The organism is Allobosea sp. P4_E12 (genome assembly GCF_056401655.1).
In genome coordinates this window covers 69,959-88,119 of record NZ_JBFUIY010000014.1, presented here as the reverse complement: position 1 = coordinate 88,119, position 18,161 = coordinate 69,959, and the positions used below count along the sequence as shown (strand labels likewise).

At 65.6% G+C, this 18,161-nt stretch carries 14 protein-coding genes; 8 read left to right on the top strand and 6 right to left on the bottom strand.

Annotation, left to right across the window (positions count from 1 at the left end; translation table 11 throughout):
- Window positions 1-28 precede the first annotated feature (28 nt).
- The gene (locus AC1DW9_RS18980; RefSeq protein WP_476775463.1) at window positions 29-1,042 is read right to left on the bottom strand and encodes a zinc-binding alcohol dehydrogenase family protein; all 1,014 of its coding nucleotides are present in this window, start codon (window positions 1,040-1,042) and stop codon (window positions 29-31) included.
- 98 nt (window positions 1,043-1,140) lie between these two features.
- Between AC1DW9_RS18980 and AC1DW9_RS18975 the strand changes: the two genes are divergently transcribed.
- The gene (locus AC1DW9_RS18975) at window positions 1,141-1,500 is read left to right on the top strand and encodes a winged helix-turn-helix transcriptional regulator (RefSeq protein ID WP_441493518.1); all 360 of its coding nucleotides are present in this window, start codon (window positions 1,141-1,143) and stop codon (window positions 1,498-1,500) included.
- 3 nt (window positions 1,501-1,503) lie between these two features.
- Here AC1DW9_RS18975 and pobA read toward each other — a convergent pair whose 3' ends face one another.
- The 5 genes from pobA to AC1DW9_RS18950 all read right to left on the bottom strand — a co-directional run bounded on the left by pobA (window position 1,504) and on the right by AC1DW9_RS18950 (window position 10,229).
- Window positions 1,504-2,676, bottom strand: a complete 1,173-nt coding sequence (gene pobA, locus AC1DW9_RS18970; protein WP_441493519.1) for a 4-hydroxybenzoate 3-monooxygenase — start codon at window positions 2,674-2,676, stop codon at window positions 1,504-1,506.
- Between the two features lie 62 nt (window positions 2,677-2,738).
- Window positions 2,739-3,440 carry an HAD family hydrolase gene (locus tag AC1DW9_RS18965; RefSeq protein WP_441493520.1) on the bottom strand — a complete coding sequence of 234 codons (702 nt, stop codon included), beginning with the start codon at window positions 3,438-3,440 and terminating at the stop codon, window positions 2,739-2,741.
- 2 nt (window positions 3,441-3,442) lie between these two features.
- Window positions 3,443-4,327 (bottom strand): transglutaminase family protein, encoded by an 885-nt coding sequence (locus tag AC1DW9_RS18960; protein ID WP_441506094.1) that lies wholly within the window; start codon window positions 4,325-4,327, stop codon window positions 3,443-3,445.
- Window positions 4,324-6,843 (bottom strand): circularly permuted type 2 ATP-grasp protein, encoded by a 2,520-nt coding sequence (locus AC1DW9_RS18955; protein ID WP_476855156.1) that lies wholly within the window; start codon window positions 6,841-6,843, stop codon window positions 4,324-4,326. The genes AC1DW9_RS18960 and AC1DW9_RS18955 overlap by 4 nt, the downstream gene beginning before the upstream one ends.
- An 8-nt stretch (window positions 6,844-6,851) precedes the next feature.
- Entirely contained in the window at window positions 6,852-10,229 is a 3,378-nt protein-coding gene (locus AC1DW9_RS18950) for a transglutaminase family protein (protein WP_476855159.1), read from the bottom strand.
- Window positions 10,230-10,480: 251 nt separating this feature from the next.
- Between AC1DW9_RS18950 and AC1DW9_RS18945 the strand changes: the two genes are divergently transcribed.
- From AC1DW9_RS18945 to pgl, 7 genes are all read left to right on the top strand, one after another.
- Window positions 10,481-12,070 carry an ABC transporter substrate-binding protein gene (locus tag AC1DW9_RS18945; RefSeq protein WP_441506096.1) on the top strand — a complete coding sequence of 530 codons (1,590 nt, stop codon included), beginning with the start codon at window positions 10,481-10,483 and terminating at the stop codon, window positions 12,068-12,070.
- A gap of 156 nt (window positions 12,071-12,226) precedes the next feature.
- Window positions 12,227-13,273 carry an ABC transporter permease gene (locus tag AC1DW9_RS18940; RefSeq protein WP_441493524.1) on the top strand — a complete coding sequence of 349 codons (1,047 nt, stop codon included), beginning with the start codon at window positions 12,227-12,229 and terminating at the stop codon, window positions 13,271-13,273.
- A gap of 10 nt (window positions 13,274-13,283) precedes the next feature.
- Complete coding sequence (nikC, locus tag AC1DW9_RS18935) at window positions 13,284-14,189, top strand: nickel transporter permease (RefSeq protein ID WP_476775464.1); 906 nt, start codon at window positions 13,284-13,286, stop codon at window positions 14,187-14,189.
- Between the two features lies 1 nt (window position 14,190).
- Window positions 14,191-15,066, top strand: coding sequence for an ABC transporter ATP-binding protein (locus tag AC1DW9_RS18930; RefSeq protein WP_441493526.1), 876 nt, complete (start codon window positions 14,191-14,193; stop codon window positions 15,064-15,066).
- 2 nt (window positions 15,067-15,068) lie between these two features.
- Entirely contained in the window at window positions 15,069-15,821 is a 753-nt protein-coding gene (locus AC1DW9_RS18925; protein WP_441493555.1) for an ABC transporter ATP-binding protein, read from the top strand.
- 115 nt (window positions 15,822-15,936) lie between these two features.
- Window positions 15,937-17,445, top strand: a complete 1,509-nt coding sequence (zwf, locus tag AC1DW9_RS18920; protein WP_476775465.1) for a glucose-6-phosphate dehydrogenase — start codon at window positions 15,937-15,939, stop codon at window positions 17,443-17,445.
- Window positions 17,442-18,131, top strand: coding sequence for a 6-phosphogluconolactonase (gene pgl, locus AC1DW9_RS18915; RefSeq protein WP_441493528.1), 690 nt, complete (start codon window positions 17,442-17,444; stop codon window positions 18,129-18,131). Before zwf ends, pgl begins: the two co-directional genes overlap by 4 nt.
- Window positions 18,132-18,161 lie beyond the last annotated feature (30 nt).

Sequence of the window (18,161 nt, the reverse complement as noted above, 5' to 3'; positions counted from 1 at the left end):
CGCCGGCAAGGCGCGGCCCTTCTTCGTTTCAGAAACCACCAAGCACGATCTTGCCCTTGGCGCGATGGCTCTCGATCAGGGTATGCGCCCGCTTCAGATTGGCGGCGTTGATCGTCCCGAAACTCTCGCTCAGCGTGGTCCGGACCTTGCCGGCATCGACAAGCCGCGAGACTTCCGCCAGCAGATCGCCCTGTGCCTGCATGTCCGCCGTCTGGTACAGTGAGCGCGCGAACATCATCTCCCAGTGCAGCGACAGGCTCTTGCTCTTGAGCGGCATGGCATCGAGTGCCTTTGGATCGTCGATCAGTGCGATCCGCCCCTGCGGTGCGATCAGTTCGAGGATCGCCGGCATATGCGTGTCGGTATGGGTCGTCGAGAAGACCAGCCCCGGCGCGCCGATCCCCAGTGCCGTGACCTGCGCGGCGAGCGGTTGTGTATGGTCGACGACGTGATGGGCCCCGAGTTCCAGCGCCCAGGCCTGCGTCTCCGCGCGCGAGGCGGTGGCGATCACCGTCAGATCGGTCAGCTGACGCGCGAGCTGGATCGCAATCGAGCCGACACCGCCGGCTCCGCCGATGATCAGGATCGCCTTGGCCGCGCCGGGCACCGGATCCTTGACCTTGAGCCGGTCGAACAGGGTCTCCCAGGCGGTGATCGCGGTCAGCGGCAGCGCAGCGGCCTCGGCGAAGCCGAGTGTGGTGGGCTTGGGCCCGACGATGCGCTCATCGACGAGATGGAACTCGGCATTGCTGCCGGGGCGATCGATCGCCCCGGCATAGAACACCGCATCGCCCGGTTTGAAGCCCGTCACCTCGGGCCCCACCGCCTTGACGATGCCGGCAGCGTCCCAGCCGAGGACCTTGGTATCGCCAGGCTTCGGCTCACTGCGCATACGCACCTTGGTGTCGACCGGGTTCACCGAGACGGCTTTCACCGCAACGAGAAGGTCTCGTCCGGTTGCCACAGGTTCGGGCAGATCGAGATCGAGCAAGGCCTCGGCCGATGAAATGGCGAGGGATTTACGATAGCCGATGGCGCGCATGGCGGGCTCCTTGATTGCGGGAGCTCTGAGATGAGAGATACACTCGTTCATCGCAAGAACGCACAATTTTCGCATATAGTATCGAAAAGGATACCGTCATGCGCCGGGCGCGCCACAAGACCCTGAACTGCCTGCCGGGCTGTCCGGTCGAGAGTACGCTCGCCCTGATCGACGGCAAGTGGAAGGGCATCATCCTCTATTTCCTGATGGACGGGACGATGCGCTTCAACGCGATCCGCAAGCGCATGCCGCAGGTGACCCAGCGCATGCTCACCAATCAGCTGCGCGAGCTGGAGGCCGATGGCCTGATCATTCGCGTCGTCTATCCCGAAGTGCCGCCTCGGGTGGAATACAGCCTCTCCGCGCGTGGTCGGAGCCTTGAGCCGATCATCCTGGCGCTCAAGGCCTGGGGCGAAGCCAATCTGCGGAATGTGCCGCCGGTCGAAGCAGCCGCCTGAGCTTCAATAGGGCAGGCCGACATAGTTCTCGGCCAGTGCCGCCATGGCGTGGTCCGACGAGACGAGATAATCGAGCTCCGCCCGCTGCATCCGCCGTGCGAAGGCGCCGTTCTCCGGGAAATGGTGCAGCAGCGAGGTCATCCACCAGGAGAATCGTTCGGCTTTCCAGACACGCGCCAGGGCCCTGGCCGAATAGTCGTCGATCCCGGCCGATGAGCGCTCCGTGAAACGCTCGATCAGCGCCTGCGACAGGTAATGCACGTCGCTGGCCGCGAGATTGAGCCCCTTGGCGCCGGTCGGCGGCACGATATGGGCGGCATCGCCGGCCAGGAAGAGGCGCCCGAACCGCATCGGCTCGGCGACGAAGGAGCGCAGCGGCGCGATCGATTTCTCGAACGACGGGCCGGTGACGAGCGCCTCGGCGGTTGCCGGATCAAGGCGCCGGCGCAATTCGTCCCAGAAGCGCTGATCCGACCAGTTCCCGACATCGTCGTCGAGCGAGCACTGCACGTAGTAGCGACTGCGGTGGGGCGAGCGCATCGAGCAGAGCGCGAAGCCGCGCTCATCACCGGCATAGATCAGCTCATGCGAGACGGGTGCTACCTCGGCGAGGATGCCGAGCCAGCCGAAGGGATAGACCCGCTCGAAGCTCTGGAGCGCAGCCTCAGGAATGCTGGCCCGCGAAATGCCGTGATATCCGTCGCAACCGGCAATGAACTCGCAATCGAGGCGATGCGCCTGACTATCCCTGACGAAGGTGACGGAGGGCTTGTCGCGGTCGAAATCATGCAGGGCGACGTTCTCAGCCTCGAAGACGGTCGCGGCACCGGACGCCTCGCGCAGGTCCATCAGGTCGCGCGTGGCTTCGGTCTGGCCATAGATGGTGACGTGCTGGCCGCCGGTCAGTCGGGCGAGGTCGACATGGTGGCGCGCCCCACCGAAGAGCAGGTCGAAGCCATTATGCCTGAGGCCCTCGGCATGCAGCCGGCCCGCGGCGCCGACCTCCTCGAGCAACCGCACCATGCCTTGCTCGAGCACGCCGGCACGAATGCGTGAAAGCACATAGTCGCGGCTCTTGCGCTCGATGATGATGGTGTCGATGCCGGCTTTGTGCAGCAACTGGCCGAGCAGAAGCCCGGCCGGGCCCGAGCCGATGATGGCGACCTGCGTGCGCACGAGCGTTCCCTGCAACCCTCGCACTCAGCCGGCGAGCCGCAATTAAGTTGCCATAGCAACGATCACGGGAAAAGCGCGATCTCCAGTTCCGCGATGCTGCCGAGGCATAGATCGCTGATCGGCTCCAGCGTCGTGCGCGTTCCAGTTCCCGTCAGCACGCCGATACGCAGGCCGGCAGCGGCCGCTCGGCCCATTTCCATGTCATGGGCGTTGTCGCCGATCACGGCAACTTCGCCAGGCGCAAGCCCGCAGGCGGCGCAAAAGGCCTGCACCATACCGGGGCCCGGTTTGGCGCCGTGGCCGGAATCGTAGCCCGCGACGAAGGAGAGATGCGGCGCGATGCCGAAATGCGTGGCTGTGGCCGAGACCGCTGCGGCGCTGTCGCTGGAAGCGATCCCGAGCGCGAGGTCGCGGGCGCGCAGGCGCTCGAACAGCGCGGATAGCTCGCAGACCGGAACCATCCGCACGACCGCAGCCTGAAAGAGAGCATCAAGACGCTCGACCAGAGGGGCAATGCCGAGCGGGCTTCCCGCTTCATGCCAGGCTTGCGCCAGCTCCTCGGTATTCCCGGCCGCAAGCAGGCTGTCGGCCACCGCCCGGCCGGTCTCCGGATCGGCGCCAGCGCGCCGCAGCAGGTCGGCGGCCAGCATCGCGTCGCCGTCGGCCGCCAGCAGTCCGGCCTCGCGGTTGATCGGCGGCCAGCTCGCACCATAGTCGAGCAGAGTGCCGTCCTTGTCGAAGAGCAGTCCACGCAGCGGCAGCATGGTCAGGCGTCTTGTACCGGAATGACATCGACGGCGACGCCGACCTTTTGCGTGCCGGGGCCGACGATCACGCCATCGAGCGGAGAGACGTCGGCATAGTCGCGGCCGATCGCGGTGACGATATGATCGTCGGCGACGACGAGGTCGTTCGTCGGGTCGAGGCCGATCCAGCCCGTCTCCGGACCGCACCAGAGATGCACCCAGGCATGGCTGGCATCGGCCCCTTCGAGGCGCTTCTCGCCTGGCGGCGGAATAGTGCGGATATAGCCGCTGACATAGGCTGTCGGCAGGCCGAGCCCCCGCAGGCCGGCGATCATGATATGCGCGAAATCCTGGCAGACGCCGTGGCGCTGGCGGAAGGCTTCCGCCAGCGGGGTCGAGACTTCGGTTGCCTCGGGATCATAGACGAAATCCGTGCGGATGCGGCGCATCAACTCGCTCGCTGCTTCCAGCACGGGGCGCTGCGGCGCAAAGCTGGAGCGCGCATAGTCGACCACCTCGGCGACCGGCGGCACCAGCCGACTGGGAAAAAGCTGATGCGCCGGGGAATTCGGCGCGAGGCTGTTGGACGCCAGCGCCAGTGCACCGACCTCTTCCCAGCCGCGCGTCAACCCGGGAAAGGGCGCCGCCGGCCGGTTCACCTCGACCCGCGCCCGCATGTCGAGCTTCAGCTCGCGATGCGGCTTGGTGATGGTCAAGGTCGTCATGTGGTTGCCGAAGAAGCAGATCCCGTCATTGCGCTCGCTGGTGCGCGGCGTCACGCTCAGGCTGCTCTTGCGCACGCTCTGGCCAACGCCGTCACGCGGCAGCAGCCGCAGGATGCAGCGTGCAAAGGGCACAGGCCGACTATAGGCATAGGTCGTGACATGACGGACGTCGTAGATCACGCGATGCCTGTCATCCGCGAGCCTTCGGGTTCGCTGTTCTGCAGGAAGTAGCGGTCCGCCACGGAGCCGGCCAACCCCATCAGCAACTGCTCGAACAGCAGGATGCTGGTGCGGTCGAGGCGGCTTGCCTCGGCGGTGCGGCATTCGGCAGCGAGCTTGAGCGCGAGCCGGCGCGGCGCTTCCAGCATGCCGTCTTCGCTCAGCGTCGGCAGCGCGGCGATCTCGACATCGAGGCGATCGATCTGGAAGGCGACCGAGCGCGGATTATAAGGATCGAGCATCACGAGATCGAGCACGGGCGCGAGCGCGGGGCCGAGCAGATAGCGGGAGCGGTACGTGATCTGCGAATCGGTCAGGTCGAGAAGAGCGTCGAGGCAATCGCCCGGCGCGGACGAGTCGGCAAAATGGCGGGCAAAGCGGCAGGTCGCGATGCCACGCTCCAGCCGCCGCCCGATATCGAGGAAGCGCCAGCCCGCACCCCGCACCATGTTCTCCTGGCTCAGGCCCGAGAAGGCGGCGAGCGTCTTCAGGGCGGTGTCCGCCGTTTCATAGGCATCGCCCTCGCTGGGCTTGTCGCCGTTGAGCGTCAGCTGCCGCTGCAGGTCGCCGAAGAGGCGCCAGGCGTCGATCGACAGGCGTTCGCGAATGACCGACGCCGTACGCCGCGCTTCGCGGACGGAGGAAAGGGCGGAGCCATATTGGTCAAGGCTGTGCAGCGCGTCAGAGGCCTGGGAGGCGGTGGAATGCTCCTTGCCCGTCGGGGCGGCGCCCCAGGCGATCAGCAGGTTGGCGAGGCGGCGCAGCGTCTCCGCCCGCTCGGGCGTGGCATCGTCGGCGTCGATCAGTCGGCCGAGCAATGCGCGCACCAGCCGCAAGGTCGCCTCGGTCCGCTCGAGATAGCGTCCGAGCCAGAACAGGTTGTCGGCCGCGCGGCTCGGCATGGTGCCGATGATGCGGCGGATGCTGATGCGGTCGGCGCTTGGCAGCAGCGTCACCTGCTCGACGGGCGTGTCGGACGTGATCCAGACATCGCTGGAGCGCACGCCATTGCCAAGCGTGACGGCGCGTGCGTCGACATCCTCGGAGATGCGGCAGAAGCCACCCGGCATCACCTTCCAGCCGTCGGGCGTCRCAGCCGCGAAGACGCGCAGCGTCATCGGGTGCGGCTGCAGCCGGCCGCCCTGGAAGACCGGCATGGTCGAGAGGCGCACGATCTCCTGCCCGACATAGTCGAGCCCGCGTGCCTCGATCCGCGCCTGCAACGCCGAGCGCGCTTCAGGCGAAAACTCGCCGGGCAGGATCGTGTTGCCATTGAGGCCATCGATCGAGGCGCGGAAGGCCGACGAGATGCTCATCTCATCGAGCCGGTCGATCACCTCGGATCGCGCGCGCTGCTGCCCGCACCACCAGGTCGCGATATGCGGCAGGATCAGTTCGTCGCCGAGGATATGTTCGGCGAGGGCCGGGAGGAAGCCCATGAGGGCTCGCGCTTCGACGACGCCCGAGCCGAGCCCATTGGCGATCTGGACATTGCCTTGCCGCACCGCCTGGACGAGACCGGCGACGCCGAGCGCGGAGGCTGAGTTGAGCTCGAGCGGGTCGGAGAAATCGCCGTCGATCCGCCGCCAGATCACGTCGGCACGCTTCAAGCCCGCGATGGTGCGGACATGGACGCGTCCGTCGCGCATCAGGAGGTCGCCGCCTTCGACCAGCAGGAAGCCGAGATAGCGTGCGAGATAGGCGTGCTCGAAATAGCTTTCGTTGAGCGCGCCCGGTGTCAGCAGGCAGATCCGCGGCTCGACCCGGCGCGAGCTTGCCGCGAGACCGGCCCGGAAACCCTGGAAGAACGAGGCCAATCGCTCGACATTCATGGTCCGGAACAGGTCCGGAAAGGCGCGGCCCAGGGCCAGCCGGTTCTCCAGCGCATAGCCCGCTCCGGACGGGGCCTGCGTACGGTCGCCGAGCACCCACCAGCGGCCATCCGGCCCGCGTCCGAGATCGGCGGCATAGAGCTGGAGCGTGCCGCCATTGGCCGTGCCCTGCAGCGGGCGCAGATAGTCCGGGCTGCCGGTTACGACCGCCGCGGGCAGCAGGCCCTTGGCGATCATCTCGCCGGGTCCATAGATGTCGCCAAGCAGGGAGGAGAGCAGCGTCGCACGCTGCGCCACGCCGGCAGCGATGGTCTGCCATTCCGCGCCGGGGATGATGAGCGGGACATGGTTCAGCGGCCAGGAGCGCTCCCCGGCCAGCGGGTCGCTCGCATCGAGATCGCCATGCACGCGATAGGACACGCCGGTGTCGCGGACATGGCGATCCGCGAGCCCGAAGCGATGGCCGAGTTCATCCTGGGAGAGCCCGCTCCACTCGGCGAGAAACGGTTCCCAATGCGGACGTACACTGCCATCGGGCGCCATGAACTCGTCATAGGCTCCGGGCAAGGGGCGATAATCGGCCAGCAGCGCATTGCGCCGCTCCGCTCGGAGACGTGTCGACGGCGATCGGCCCTGCAAAGCCATGGCCTTGGTTAGAGTCCTGCTGGACGGCGCAGATCGAGGGTCATCGGAAATTCCGGGCTGCGCTCTTCCACCGGAATCACCAGCGCGCCGGGACTATGACCGATGGATTCGAAACGGGCGAGGCGGCGTRCCTCGGCCTCGTAGGAATTCACCGGCGGTGTCTCATAATTGCGCCCACCGGGATGGGCGACATGGTAGACGCAGCCGCCGAGCGACCGGCCGACCCAGCTATCGACGATGTCGAAGGTCAGCGGCGCATGCACGGGAATTGTCGGGTGCAGCCCTGAGGCCGGCTGCCAGGCCTTGAAGCGCAGGCCTGCGATCGCCTCGCTGGAGCCCGCGACCGGGGTCATCGGCAGGCGCCGTCCGTTGCAGGTGATGACGTGGCGACCGGGAACGAGCCCGCTTGCCTTGACCTGCAGCCGCTCCACCGAGGAATCGACATAGCGCACGGTGCCGCCGATCGCTCCCTGCTCGCCCATGACGTGCCAGGGTTCGAGGGCCTGGCGCAGCTCGAGCTCGACACCGCCATGGTTGACCTTGCCGTAGAACGGGAAGCGGAACTCCTGCTGTGCTTCGAACCAGACCGGGTCGAACGGATAGCCGGCATGTGCGAGATCGGCGAGCACCTCGCGGAAATCCTGCCAGATCATCTCCGGCAGCATGAAGCGGTCATGCAGGCTCGTGCCCCAGCGCACCAGCTTGCCCTGCTGCGGCTCGCGCCAGAACCAGGCGATCAGCGCGCGCACCAGAAGCTGTTGCGCCAGTGACATGCGCGCATCCGGCGGCATCTCGAAGGAGCGGAACTCGATCAGGCCCAGCCGGCCTGTCGGCCCGTCCGGCGAATAGAGCTTGTCGATGCAGATCTCGGTGCGGTGGGTGTTTCCGGAAACATCGACCAGCAGGTTGCGGAACAGCCGGTCGACGAGCCAGAGCGGAATCGGCTTCTCACCCGGCTTCGGCACCGCCGCAAGGGCGATTTCGAGCTCGTAGAGCTGGTCGTGCCGGGCTTCGTCGATGCGTGGCGCCTGGCTGGTCGGCCCGATGAACAGGCCGGAGAACAGGAAGGAGAGGGAGGGGTGTCGCTGCCAGTAGAGGATGATGCTCTTCAGCAGATGGGGGCGGCGCAGGAAGGGGCTGTCGGACGGCGTGACACCGCCGAGCACGACATGGTTGCCACCGCCCGTTCCGGTATGGCGGCCGTCCACCATGAATTTCTCGGCGCAGAGCCTGGCCTGACGCGCCTCCTCATAGACGCCACGCGTGATCTCGACCGCATCGCGCCAGCTCTTTGCAGGATGAATATTGACCTCGATCACGCCGGGGTCGGGCGTCACCTTGATGACATTGAGGCGCGGGTCGGAGGGCGGAGCATAACCCTCGATATGGACGGCGATCCCGGTCTGCTCGGCCACGGCCTCGACGCTGGCGATCAGGTCGAGATAGTCCTCCAGGCGCTCGACGGGGGGCAGGAACACGCAGAGCACATTGTCCCTGACTTCGAGACTCAGCGCGGTGCGCACATGCTCGCGCCCGATCTCCTGCTCGACGCGATCCTGGGCCGCGGCGCCTGCGGGGGCCTCGCCCGGGATCGAGAATTGGGCATGCCGGTGCACCGTGGGCGCGGGCTCCGCCGCGCGCGCCGCAGGCGCGCTGCCGGGCGAGGGCAGGGGGCCGCGCGCCTCCATCGGATCCTGCGGGTGGATATGCGGGTATTCCTCCTCCGGCACGGCTGGCAGCGAGCCGAGCGGCAGACGATAGCCGACCGGTGAATCGCCCGGGACCAGGAAGAGCTTGCCGCGTCTCAGCGTCCATTTCTCGGAGCGCCAGCGCCGGTCGCCTGCCTGGCTCTGCCAGCGCTGCACCGGGATGACATAGCCGCGCGGATTGCCGAGGCCGAGCTGGAAGACACGGGCCATGCGGGCGCGTTCCTCCGGATCGGCGAGGCGCGGGTCGAGCGGGTCGACATTGTCTGGAAGCTGCGCCTCCTTGAGCAGCCAGTGGCCGGTATCCTCATAGGCGGGCAGGACATGGTCGGCACCGACGCCCAGTTTCTCCGCAAGGCCCGATGCGAGCGTCTCGGCATCGCGGGTCGAGGTTGCCGCTTCCAGTTCACGGTCGCCGCCGGTTACGGCGCCGGGCTCGCGCGCGATCAATGCGGCATTGCGCCAGATCGGCTCGCCGTCCTCGCGCCAATAGAGCGCGAAGGCCCAGCGCGGCAGGCTTTCGCCCGGATACCATTTGCCCTGGCCGTAATGCAGCATGCCGCCCGGCGCGAAGCGGCTGCGCAGCCGGCGGATCAGTTCGTCTGCGCGCCGGCGCTTGGTCGGGCCGACCGCGGCGGTGTTCCACTCCGCGCCCTCCTGATCATCGGTCGCGACGAAGGTCGGCTCGCCGCCCATCGTCAGGCGCACATCCTGCGCTGCGAGATCGCCATCGACCCTCTCTCCCAACGCATCGAGGCGGTGCCACGACTGGTCGGAAAAGGGCAGGGTGATGCGCGGCACTTCATGCACGCGCTCGACGCTCATCGCGAAGTCGAAGGTCGTCTCGGCATAGCTGGCAACGCCGCTCACCGGCGCGGCCGAGCGAAAATGCGGTGTCGCCGCGAGGGGCAGATGGCCTTCGCCGGTCAGCAGCCCCGATGTCGGATCGAGCCCGATCCAGCCCGCGCCGGGAATATAGACCTCGGCCCAGGCGTGGAGATCGGTAAAATCCTTGTCGGTCCCGCGCGGCCCCTCGAGCGGATCGATATCCGCCTTCATCTGGATCAGGTAACCGGAGACGAAGCGGGCGGCGAGCCCGAGCTGGCGCAGGATCTGGACGAGAAGCCAGCTCGTATCGCGGCACGAACCCGACTTGATCTGGAGCGTGTGCTCGGGCTCCTGCACACCGGGCTCCATGCGGATGCCATAGGCGATCATGCCTTGCAGGCGGGCATTGAGATCAACGACGAAGTTCACGGTGTTGACCGGCTCGCGCGGAACCCTGGCGAGGAGGTCGATCAGCAGCGGCCCGGCCGGTTCGGTGACGAGATAGGGAGCAAGTTCCGCCTGGAGTTCCTCGGGATAGACGAAGGGGAAGACCTCCGCGTTGGTCTCGACGAAGAAGTCGAAGGGATTGATGATCGAAAGCTCGGTGACGAGATCGACTTCGATGCGGAATTCGCTCACCGGTTCGGGAAAGACATAGCGGGCGAGCCAGTTGCCGCTCGGATCCTGCTGCCAGTTCACGAAGTGCTGCGCTGGCGAGACCTTGAGCGCGTAGCTGTTGACCGCTGCGCGGCAATGCGGAGCGGGCCTCAGCCGGATGATCTGCGGGCCGAGCACGACAGGGCGATCGTAGCGGTAATGGGTGACGTGGTTCAGCGCGGCGATGATGGCCAAGGGCGACACCTGCTCGGTCGGGCGTGCCCGCGGCACGGCTCTCCCTGAGGATAGCCCCAGCTTCGATTGCTCGCAAAGCTGTCGCTGCGCAAGAATGCGTCGGTCTATCAATTCGTTGCGCAAGAAGAGTGCAGGCTTGTGAACAGTGCGCTGTGCAATTTCCGAGCCGCTGGACATCGGGCTCGTTCTGGCCACAGATAGCGCCCAAGCGGCGGCGAAACGGCCGCCCTATGAACCAATGGGGATAGTCCATGCGTCACGTTGCGAAATTGATGGTTGCCTCCGCCTTTACGGCGTTGATGGCGACGACAGCCATGGCCCAGACGCCGAAGGATACGGTGGTCATGGCCAAGCAGATCGACGACATCATTACGCTCGATCCGGCCGAAGCCTTCGAATTCTCCGGCGTCGAAGTCGGCGCCAATGTCTATGACAAGCTGATCGGCGTCGATCTCGCCAAGAACAACGACCTCGTCGGCGAGCTTGCCGAGAAATGGACCGTCAGCGAGGACAATCTCACCTACACGTTCAAGCTCCGCCCGGGCGTCAAGTTCCATTCGGGCAACGCGCTGACCGCAGCTGACGTGGTCTATTCCTTCCAGCGCGCTGTCACGCTTAACAAGTCGCCGGGCTTCATCCTCACCCAATTCGGCCTCACCAAGGAGAATGTCCTCGAGAAGGTGAAGGCCACCGATGACAACACCGTCGTCGTCACCGTTTCCAAGCCCTTCGCCCCGACCTTCTTCCTGAACTGCCTGACCTCCGGCGTGGCTTCGATCGTCGATTCCAAGCTGGTCAAGGCGAACGAGAAGGACGGCGATTTCGGCAATGCCTGGCTCAAGCTGAACTCGGCCGGTTCCGGTGCCTACAAGGTCCGCGCCTATCGTCCCAACGAGCAGTATGCGCTCGATGCCAACGAGACCTGGTACAAGGGTGCGCCGAAGAACAAGCGCGTGATCGTACGCCATGTCGCCGAGCCGGCCTCGCAGCGTTTGCTGCTCGAGAAGGGCGACATCGACATGGCCCGCAACCTCTCCAAGGACCAGCTCGCCGCTGTGAAGGAGAAGTCCGACATCCAGATCGTCCAGGGCGACAAGGGCTATATTCTCTATCTCGGCCTGAACCAGAAGAACGCCAACCTGAACAAGCCTGAGGTCCGCGAAGCGCTGAAATGGCTGGTCGACTACCAGTCGATCGAGCGCAACATCGTCGAGGGCACCTACAAGCACCACGAATCCTTCCTGCCGAAGGGCTTCCTGGGAGCCATTGACGAGAAGCCTTACAAGTTCGATCCCGCCAAGGCCAAGGAGTTGCTCGCCAAGGCCGGTCTGCCGAATGGCTTCACCGTCACCATGGACGTTCGCTCGGTCGCTCCGATCACCGATATCGCGCAGGCGATCCAGTCGAGCTGGGGCCAGGCCGGCATCAAGCTCGAGCTGATCCCGGGCGACGGCAAGCAGACGCTGACCAAGTATCGCGCCCGCACCCACGACATCTATATCGGCCAGTGGGGTCCGGATTATCTCGATCCGCATACCAATGCCGAGACCTTCGCCATCAACGAGAACAATGGCGAAGATGCGAAGTCGAAGACGCTGGCCTGGCGCAATGCCTGGGATATCCCGGACATGACGAAGGTCGCCCAGGCCGCCGTGCTCGAGACCGATGCGGCCAAGCGCAAGGCGACCTATGAAGTCCTGCAGCGCGAGCACCAGAAGGTTTCGCCCTTCGTGATCATGTACCAGCAGGTCGAGGTCACGGCCGAGCGCAAGAACGTCAAGGGTTGGGTGATCGGACCGAGCTCCGACACCAACTTCTACTGGCCGATCTCCAAGAACTGAGACACGTCTTCTGACGGAACCCGCCGCGGCTAAATGGCTGCGGCGGGCTTATTTCTATTCTTTTCTGTTGAGCGCCACGGGCGAGGGGATTGCATTCCCGCGCGCCGTGGCTTCCGGAAGCGCCCTTCTTCGGGCTTTTGTACAGTGGTTGGTTGCATGGCGTCATCGCGCGAGACATGGGCGGGCAAATCGGGTCGCTGGGGCAAGATTGCCGGGCGAGAGTTCAGCACGGTCGCCATCACGATGTTCGGGCTTCTGCTCGTCACCTTCCTGATCGCGCGCGTGATGCCGATCGACCCGGTGCTCGCCGTGGTCGGTGATCGCGCTCCCGCCGATGTCTACGACAAGGCGCGGCTGGACCTCGGCCTCGACAAGCCGCTCTGGCAGCAATTCGGTATTTATATCGGCAAGGTCTTCACCGGCGATCTCGGGCGCTCCGTACTGACCTCGAACACCGTGGTCGACGACATCAAGACCGTCTTCCCGGCGACGCTCGAGCTGGCGACGCTGGGCACGCTGATCGGCATCATGCTCGGCGTGCCGCTTGGCATCGTCGCTGCCGTCCACCAGGGCCGCTGGCCCGACCAGATCGCCCGCGTCATCGGCTTGATCGGCTATTCGATCCCGGTCTTCTGGCTTGGCCTCATGGGTCTTCTGCTGTTCTACGCCAAGCTCGGATGGGTCAGCGGACCCGGGCGTATTTCGGTGGCGTATCAGGATTTCGTGACGCCGATCACCGGCGTGATCATGCTCGATGCCGCCATGCAAGGTGAGTGGGATGCGTTCTGGGACGCTTTCTCCCATCTGATCCTGCCGGCCTCCGTCCTGGGCCTGCTGAGCGTCGCCTATATCAGCCGCATGACGCGCAGCTTCATGATCAACGAGCTGCAGCAGCAATATGTCATCGCCGCCCGGGTCAAGGGCGTGTCGGAGTGGCAGGTCATCTGGGGCCATGCCCTGCGCAACGCCGTCGTGCCGCTCGTGACGGTGATCGCACTCTCCTACATGCACCTGCTCGAAGGTTCGGTGCTGACCGAGACCATCTTCGCCTGGCCCGGCCTCGGTCGTTACATCACCAATTCCCTTCTCAATGCCGACATGAACGCCGTGCTCGGCGGCACGCTGGTGGTTGGCGCGGTCTTCATCGGTGTCAATCTGTTCTCCGACATCATTGGCCGCCTGGCCGATCCGCGGGCGCGCTGAGGACATGGCCATGACCGAACAGACTTCGTCCGGCTGGGCCGCCTGGCTCATCACCGATTCCCCCGCGTCGCGCCGTCAGGCACGGCTTGGCCAGTATTACCGGCAATGGCTCGCGTTCCGGCGCAACCCCGCAGCCGTCATCGGGCTGACCATCGTCCTGCTGCTGCTACTTGCTGCAGCCTTCGCGCCGCTGCTCGCGCCCTATGATCCGCTGGCGCAGGCCCTCGACAAGCGCCTGCTGCCGCCGTCGGCAACGAACTGGTTCGGCACGGATTCACTCGGCCGGGATATCTTCAGCCGGGTCGTCTACGGCTCGCGCGTCACGCTTGTCATCGTGCTGCTCGTCGTCATCACCGTGGGGCCGATCGGCCTCCTGATCGGCGCTGCTGCAGGTTATCTCGGCGGCTGGGTCGATCGCGTCCTGATGCGCATCACCGACGTCTTCCTGGCTTTCCCGCGCCTGGTGCTCGCGCTCGCTTTCGTTGCGGCACTCGGCCCCGGACTTGAAAATGCGGTCATCGCGATCGCGTTCACGGCCTGGCCGCCTTATGCGCGCGTCGCCCGCGCCGAGACACTGATCATCCGCAACCAGGACTACATCTCCGCGGTCCGGCTGCAGGGGGCGTCGCAACGGCGGATCGTACTCAGGCATGTCGTGCCGATGTGCCTGCCATCCCTGATCGTGCGGTCCACGCTCGACATGGCCGGCATCATCCTGACCGCTGCCGGGCTCGGCTTCCTCGGCCTTGGCGCGCAGCCGCCGATCCCGGAATGGGGCGCGATGATCTCAGCCGGCCGCGAGCAGATCTTCGACCAGTGGTGGGTCGCGACCTTCCCCGGCCTAGCCATCTGCGTTGTCGCGCTCGGCTTCAATCTGCTGGGCGATGGCCTGCGCGACGTCATGGATGCGAGGTGAGATGATGCGCGCACCAGATAGCCCGATCGAACAGCCGCTGCTCGAACTCGACAATCTGCGGGTCAATTTCCACACCGCGACCGGCATTGTCCGCGCCGTGCGCGGGCTTTCCTTCACGCTCGGCCGCGAACGGCTCGGCATTGTCGGCGAGTCCGGCTCCGGCAAGTCGATGACCGGCCGCGCCATTCTCGACCTCATCCCCCATCCCGGCGAGGTTCAGGCCGACAAGCTCGTCTATCGCGGGCAGAACCTGCTGACGATGGACAAGGGCGCGCGCCGCAAGCTGCGCGGCCGCCATATCTCGATGGTGATGCAGGACCCGAAATTCTCGCTCAATCCGGTGAAGACCGTGGGCGAGCAGATCGCCGAAGCCTATCGCGTCCATCACAAGGCGAGTTCGCGTGAGGCCAGGGAACGCAGCCTCACCATGCTGGAAGCGGTCCAGATCCGCGAGCCGGCACGCGTCTACGATCTCTACCCGCACGAAGTCTCGGGCGGCATGGGGCAGCGCGTGATGATCGCGATGATGCTGATCGCCGAACCCGACATCCTGATCGCCGACGAGCCCACGTCGGCCCTCGACGTCACCGTGCAGTTGCAGGTGCTGAAGATCCTCGACGACCTCGTCACCAGCCGCGGCATGGGGCTGATCTTCATCAGCCACGACCTGCATCTCGTGCAGTCCTTCTGCGACCGCGTCATCGTCATGTACGGCGGCAAGGCGATGGAGACGCTGCCGGCCGCCGAACTTGCCGACGAGAGCGCACGCGCCCATCGCCATCCCTATACGCTCGGCCTGCTCGACTGCCTGCCGGATCTCGATCATCGCAAGGACAAGCTCGCCACCCTGAAACGTGACCCGGCATGGCTGGCATGAACATGAACCCCGCCATCATTGTCGAGAAGCTGAACGTCTCCTTCGGCGATTCCCATGTCGTGAAGGACCTCTCCTTCTCGGTTGCATCCGGCGAGAGCTACGGCATCGTCGGTGAATCCGGCTCGGGCAAGTCGACCGTGCTGCGTGTCCTCGCCGGCCTGAACCGCGAATGGAGTGGTGACGTCACGATCCTGGGCAGCAAGCAGCCCAAGGTTCGCGACAAGGCCTTCTATCGCGCCGTGCAGATGGTCTTCCAGGACCCTTATGGCAGCCTCCACCCGAAGAAGACGGTCGACGATACGCTGGCCGAGCCACTGGCCATTCACGGCATCGACGATGCCGAGGCGCGCATCGAACGCGCCATGAAGGATGTCGGGCTGCCGAATTCGTTCCGTTTCCGCTTCCCGCACCAGCTCTCCGGTGGCCAGCGCCAGCGCGTGGCGATTGCGCGCGCACTGGTGCTCGAACCGAAGATCCTGCTGCTCGACGAGCCGACTTCAGCGCTCGACGTCTCGATCCAGGCAGAGGTGCTGAACCTGCTCCAGGCGCTGCGCAAGGAGCGCAATCTGACCTATATCCTGGTCAGCCACGATCTCGCGGTCGTTGCTCATATGTGCGAGCGGCTGCTGGTCATGCAGTTCGGCCGTGGCGTCGAGGAGATGACGGCCGAGACGCTGGCGGCGCGCTCGCCGCAGACGACCTATGCCCAGCAATTGCTGATCGCGAGCGAAGGCTTCCGCCGCCAGACCGCCTGAGCGGCAGGGCGGTTGCGCGTCCTGCCTGCTTGGGTGGAGCGCCAAAACCGTCTAACTCTCGTCGCAGCGATCGGCTAGCTTGGCCCGTATTCGCTGCTGCGGAGTGTGTATGCCCATGGATGCCGTCGCCGATCATGTCGTAAAGCTCGAAGCTGCGCCGGAGCGCACTCCGGTCCCGCCCTTCGATCTCGTGATCTTCGGTGCCAGCGGCGATCTGGCCCTGCGCAAACTCTTTCCGGCGCTGGCCCAGCGCAATCAGGAAGGCGTTCTGCCGGAGGAAAGCCGCATCCTGGCGATGGTGCGCAAGAGCGAGGATGTCGCCGGACTGCCCGGCGAGATCAGCCGGAAGCTCACCGACGAGGGGCTTTCCGCCGCCAGGATCGAGACATTCCTGCGCAGGCTCTCCGTGGTCCAGGTCGATGCGCTGAAGCCGGAGACCTATGCCGGCCTGCGGCAGGAGCTCGGCGATTCGGAGCGTGTGCGCTCCTTCTATCTCTCGACGCCGCCCGATCTTTTCATCCCGATCTGCGAGAACCTCGCCAGTGCCGGCATCCTGACGCCGACCTCGCGCGTCATTCTCGAAAAGCCCCTGGGGCGGGATCTCGCCTCCGCCCGCGAGATCAACGACGCCGTGGCAAGGATCCTTCCGGAAAGCCGCACCTACCGGATCGATCATTATCTCGGCAAGGAGACGGTCCAGAACCTTCTGGTACTGCGCTTCGCCAACACCCTGTTCGAACGCTCCTGGTCGAGTCGCGACATCGACAATGTCCAGATCACGGTTGCCGAGACGGTCGGCCTCGAGTCGCGCGCCGGCTATTACGACAAGGCCGGACACCTGCGTGACATGGTGCAGAACCACGTGCTGCAGCTGCTCTGCCTGTTTGCGATCGAGCCGCCGAACCTGCTGGAAGCCGATGCCGTCCGCGACGAGAAGGTCAGGGTTCTGAAGGCTCTCAAGCCGATCGTCGGCCCCGATGTGCTGCGGGCGACCGTGCGCGGGCAATATGGCCAGGGCGTCAGCGGTGGCGCTCGCGTCCATGGTTATGCCGAGGAACTCGGCCATGCCAGCAACACCGAAACCTTCGTCGCGATCCGCTGCGAACTCGAAACCTGGCGCTGGGCCGGCGTCCCGATCTATCTGCGCACCGGAAAGCGCATGGCGCAGCGCTATTCCGAGATCGCCGTCACCTTCAAGCCGGTGCCGCACTCGATCTTCGGAAGCGCTGCCGATTGTGGGCGGCTCGATGCCAATCGCCTGATCATCCGCCTGCAGCCCAATGATGGCGTGCAGATGCAGCTGATGATGAAGGTGCCAGGCTCCGGCAAGCTCAAGATCGTCCCGCGCCAGCTCGATCTGCGCTACGACACCGCCTTCGGCGTGCGCTCACCTGACGCCTATGAGCGGCTGCTCACCGATGTGATCCGCGGCGACCAGACCCTGTTCATGCGCCGTGACGAGGTCGAGCAGGCCTGGGCCTGGATCGATCCGATCATTGCCGGCTGGCAGGAGTACTATCCGCAGCCGCATCGCTATGCCGCCGGCTCCTGGGGGCCGTCTCAGGCGATCGGTCTGATCGAGCGCGAAGGGCGATCCTGGGCCGACCCGGAACTGATGGAATGAGCGCGGTGGGGCCGCTCTCCTGGCATCGTTTCGAGACGTTGGCCGGCGCATCGGAAGCGCTGGCCGAAGCTGTCGCAGTGCGCCTGCGTGCCGCCATAGCCGCCCGCGGGGGCGCGTTGCTCGCGGTCCCCGGCGGTACTACGCCGGCACGTTTTCTTGCGGCACTCGGCGCGCACGACCTCGCCTGGGACAGGGTTACCCTGATGCCGACCGACGAGCGCTTCGTCGCGCCGGACGATGCCGCCTCGAACGAGCGCATGATCCGGGACGCCTTCTCCCCTTTGCGTGACGAACGGGCCAGCTTCGTGTCCTTCCACAATGCCGGCGACGATCTCGCCGCGGCAGCGCGTAGCCTCGATGCCGTGCTCTCGCGCCTGCCTGCGATTGACATCCTGGTCAGTGGCATGGGCGCCGATGGGCACATCGCCTCGCTCTTTCCAGGCGACGCTGCAGCTACGCGCAGCGACGACGCAATCCACGCAGTCGCAGCCCGTCCGCCCGGCCTGCCACCTCGCATCTCACTCTCGGCCGCGCGAATCGCGAAGGCAGGTTGGGCAACCCTGCTCATTGCCGGCAAGGAGAAGGAAACGACGCTGGCGACGGCTCAGGCCCTTCCGGCGGCCTATCCGGTCGGCATCCTGCTGCGACGGCCGCAGGGGCTCGACGTTTACTGGGCCAGGGCTTAAGCGAAGGTGCTCAGCGAGGAGATCGAGCCA

Excerpts from the sequence above, each read along its gene's own strand:
- AC1DW9_RS18980 (WP_476775463.1), bottom strand. The coding sequence starts at position 1,042 with ATGCGCGCCATCGGCTATCGTAAATCCCTCGCCATTTCATCGGCCGAG.
- AC1DW9_RS18975 (WP_441493518.1), top strand. The coding sequence starts at position 1,141 with ATGCGCCGGGCGCGCCACAAGACCCTGAACTGCCTGCCGGGCTGTCCG.
- AC1DW9_RS18965 (WP_441493520.1), bottom strand. The coding sequence starts at position 3,440 with ATGCTGCCGCTGCGTGGACTGCTCTTCGACAAGGACGGCACTCTGCTC.
- AC1DW9_RS18945 (WP_441506096.1), top strand. The coding sequence starts at position 10,481 with ATGCGTCACGTTGCGAAATTGATGGTTGCCTCCGCCTTTACGGCGTTG.
- AC1DW9_RS18940 (WP_441493524.1), top strand. The coding sequence starts at position 12,227 with ATGGCGTCATCGCGCGAGACATGGGCGGGCAAATCGGGTCGCTGGGGC.
- nikC (WP_476775464.1), top strand. The coding sequence starts at position 13,284 with ATGACCGAACAGACTTCGTCCGGCTGGGCCGCCTGGCTCATCACCGAT.
- AC1DW9_RS18930 (WP_441493526.1), top strand. The coding sequence starts at position 14,191 with ATGATGCGCGCACCAGATAGCCCGATCGAACAGCCGCTGCTCGAACTC.
- AC1DW9_RS18925 (WP_441493555.1), top strand. The coding sequence starts at position 15,069 with ATGAACCCCGCCATCATTGTCGAGAAGCTGAACGTCTCCTTCGGCGAT.
- zwf (WP_476775465.1), top strand. The coding sequence starts at position 15,937 with ATGGATGCCGTCGCCGATCATGTCGTAAAGCTCGAAGCTGCGCCGGAG.
- pgl (WP_441493528.1), top strand. The coding sequence starts at position 17,442 with ATGAGCGCGGTGGGGCCGCTCTCCTGGCATCGTTTCGAGACGTTGGCC.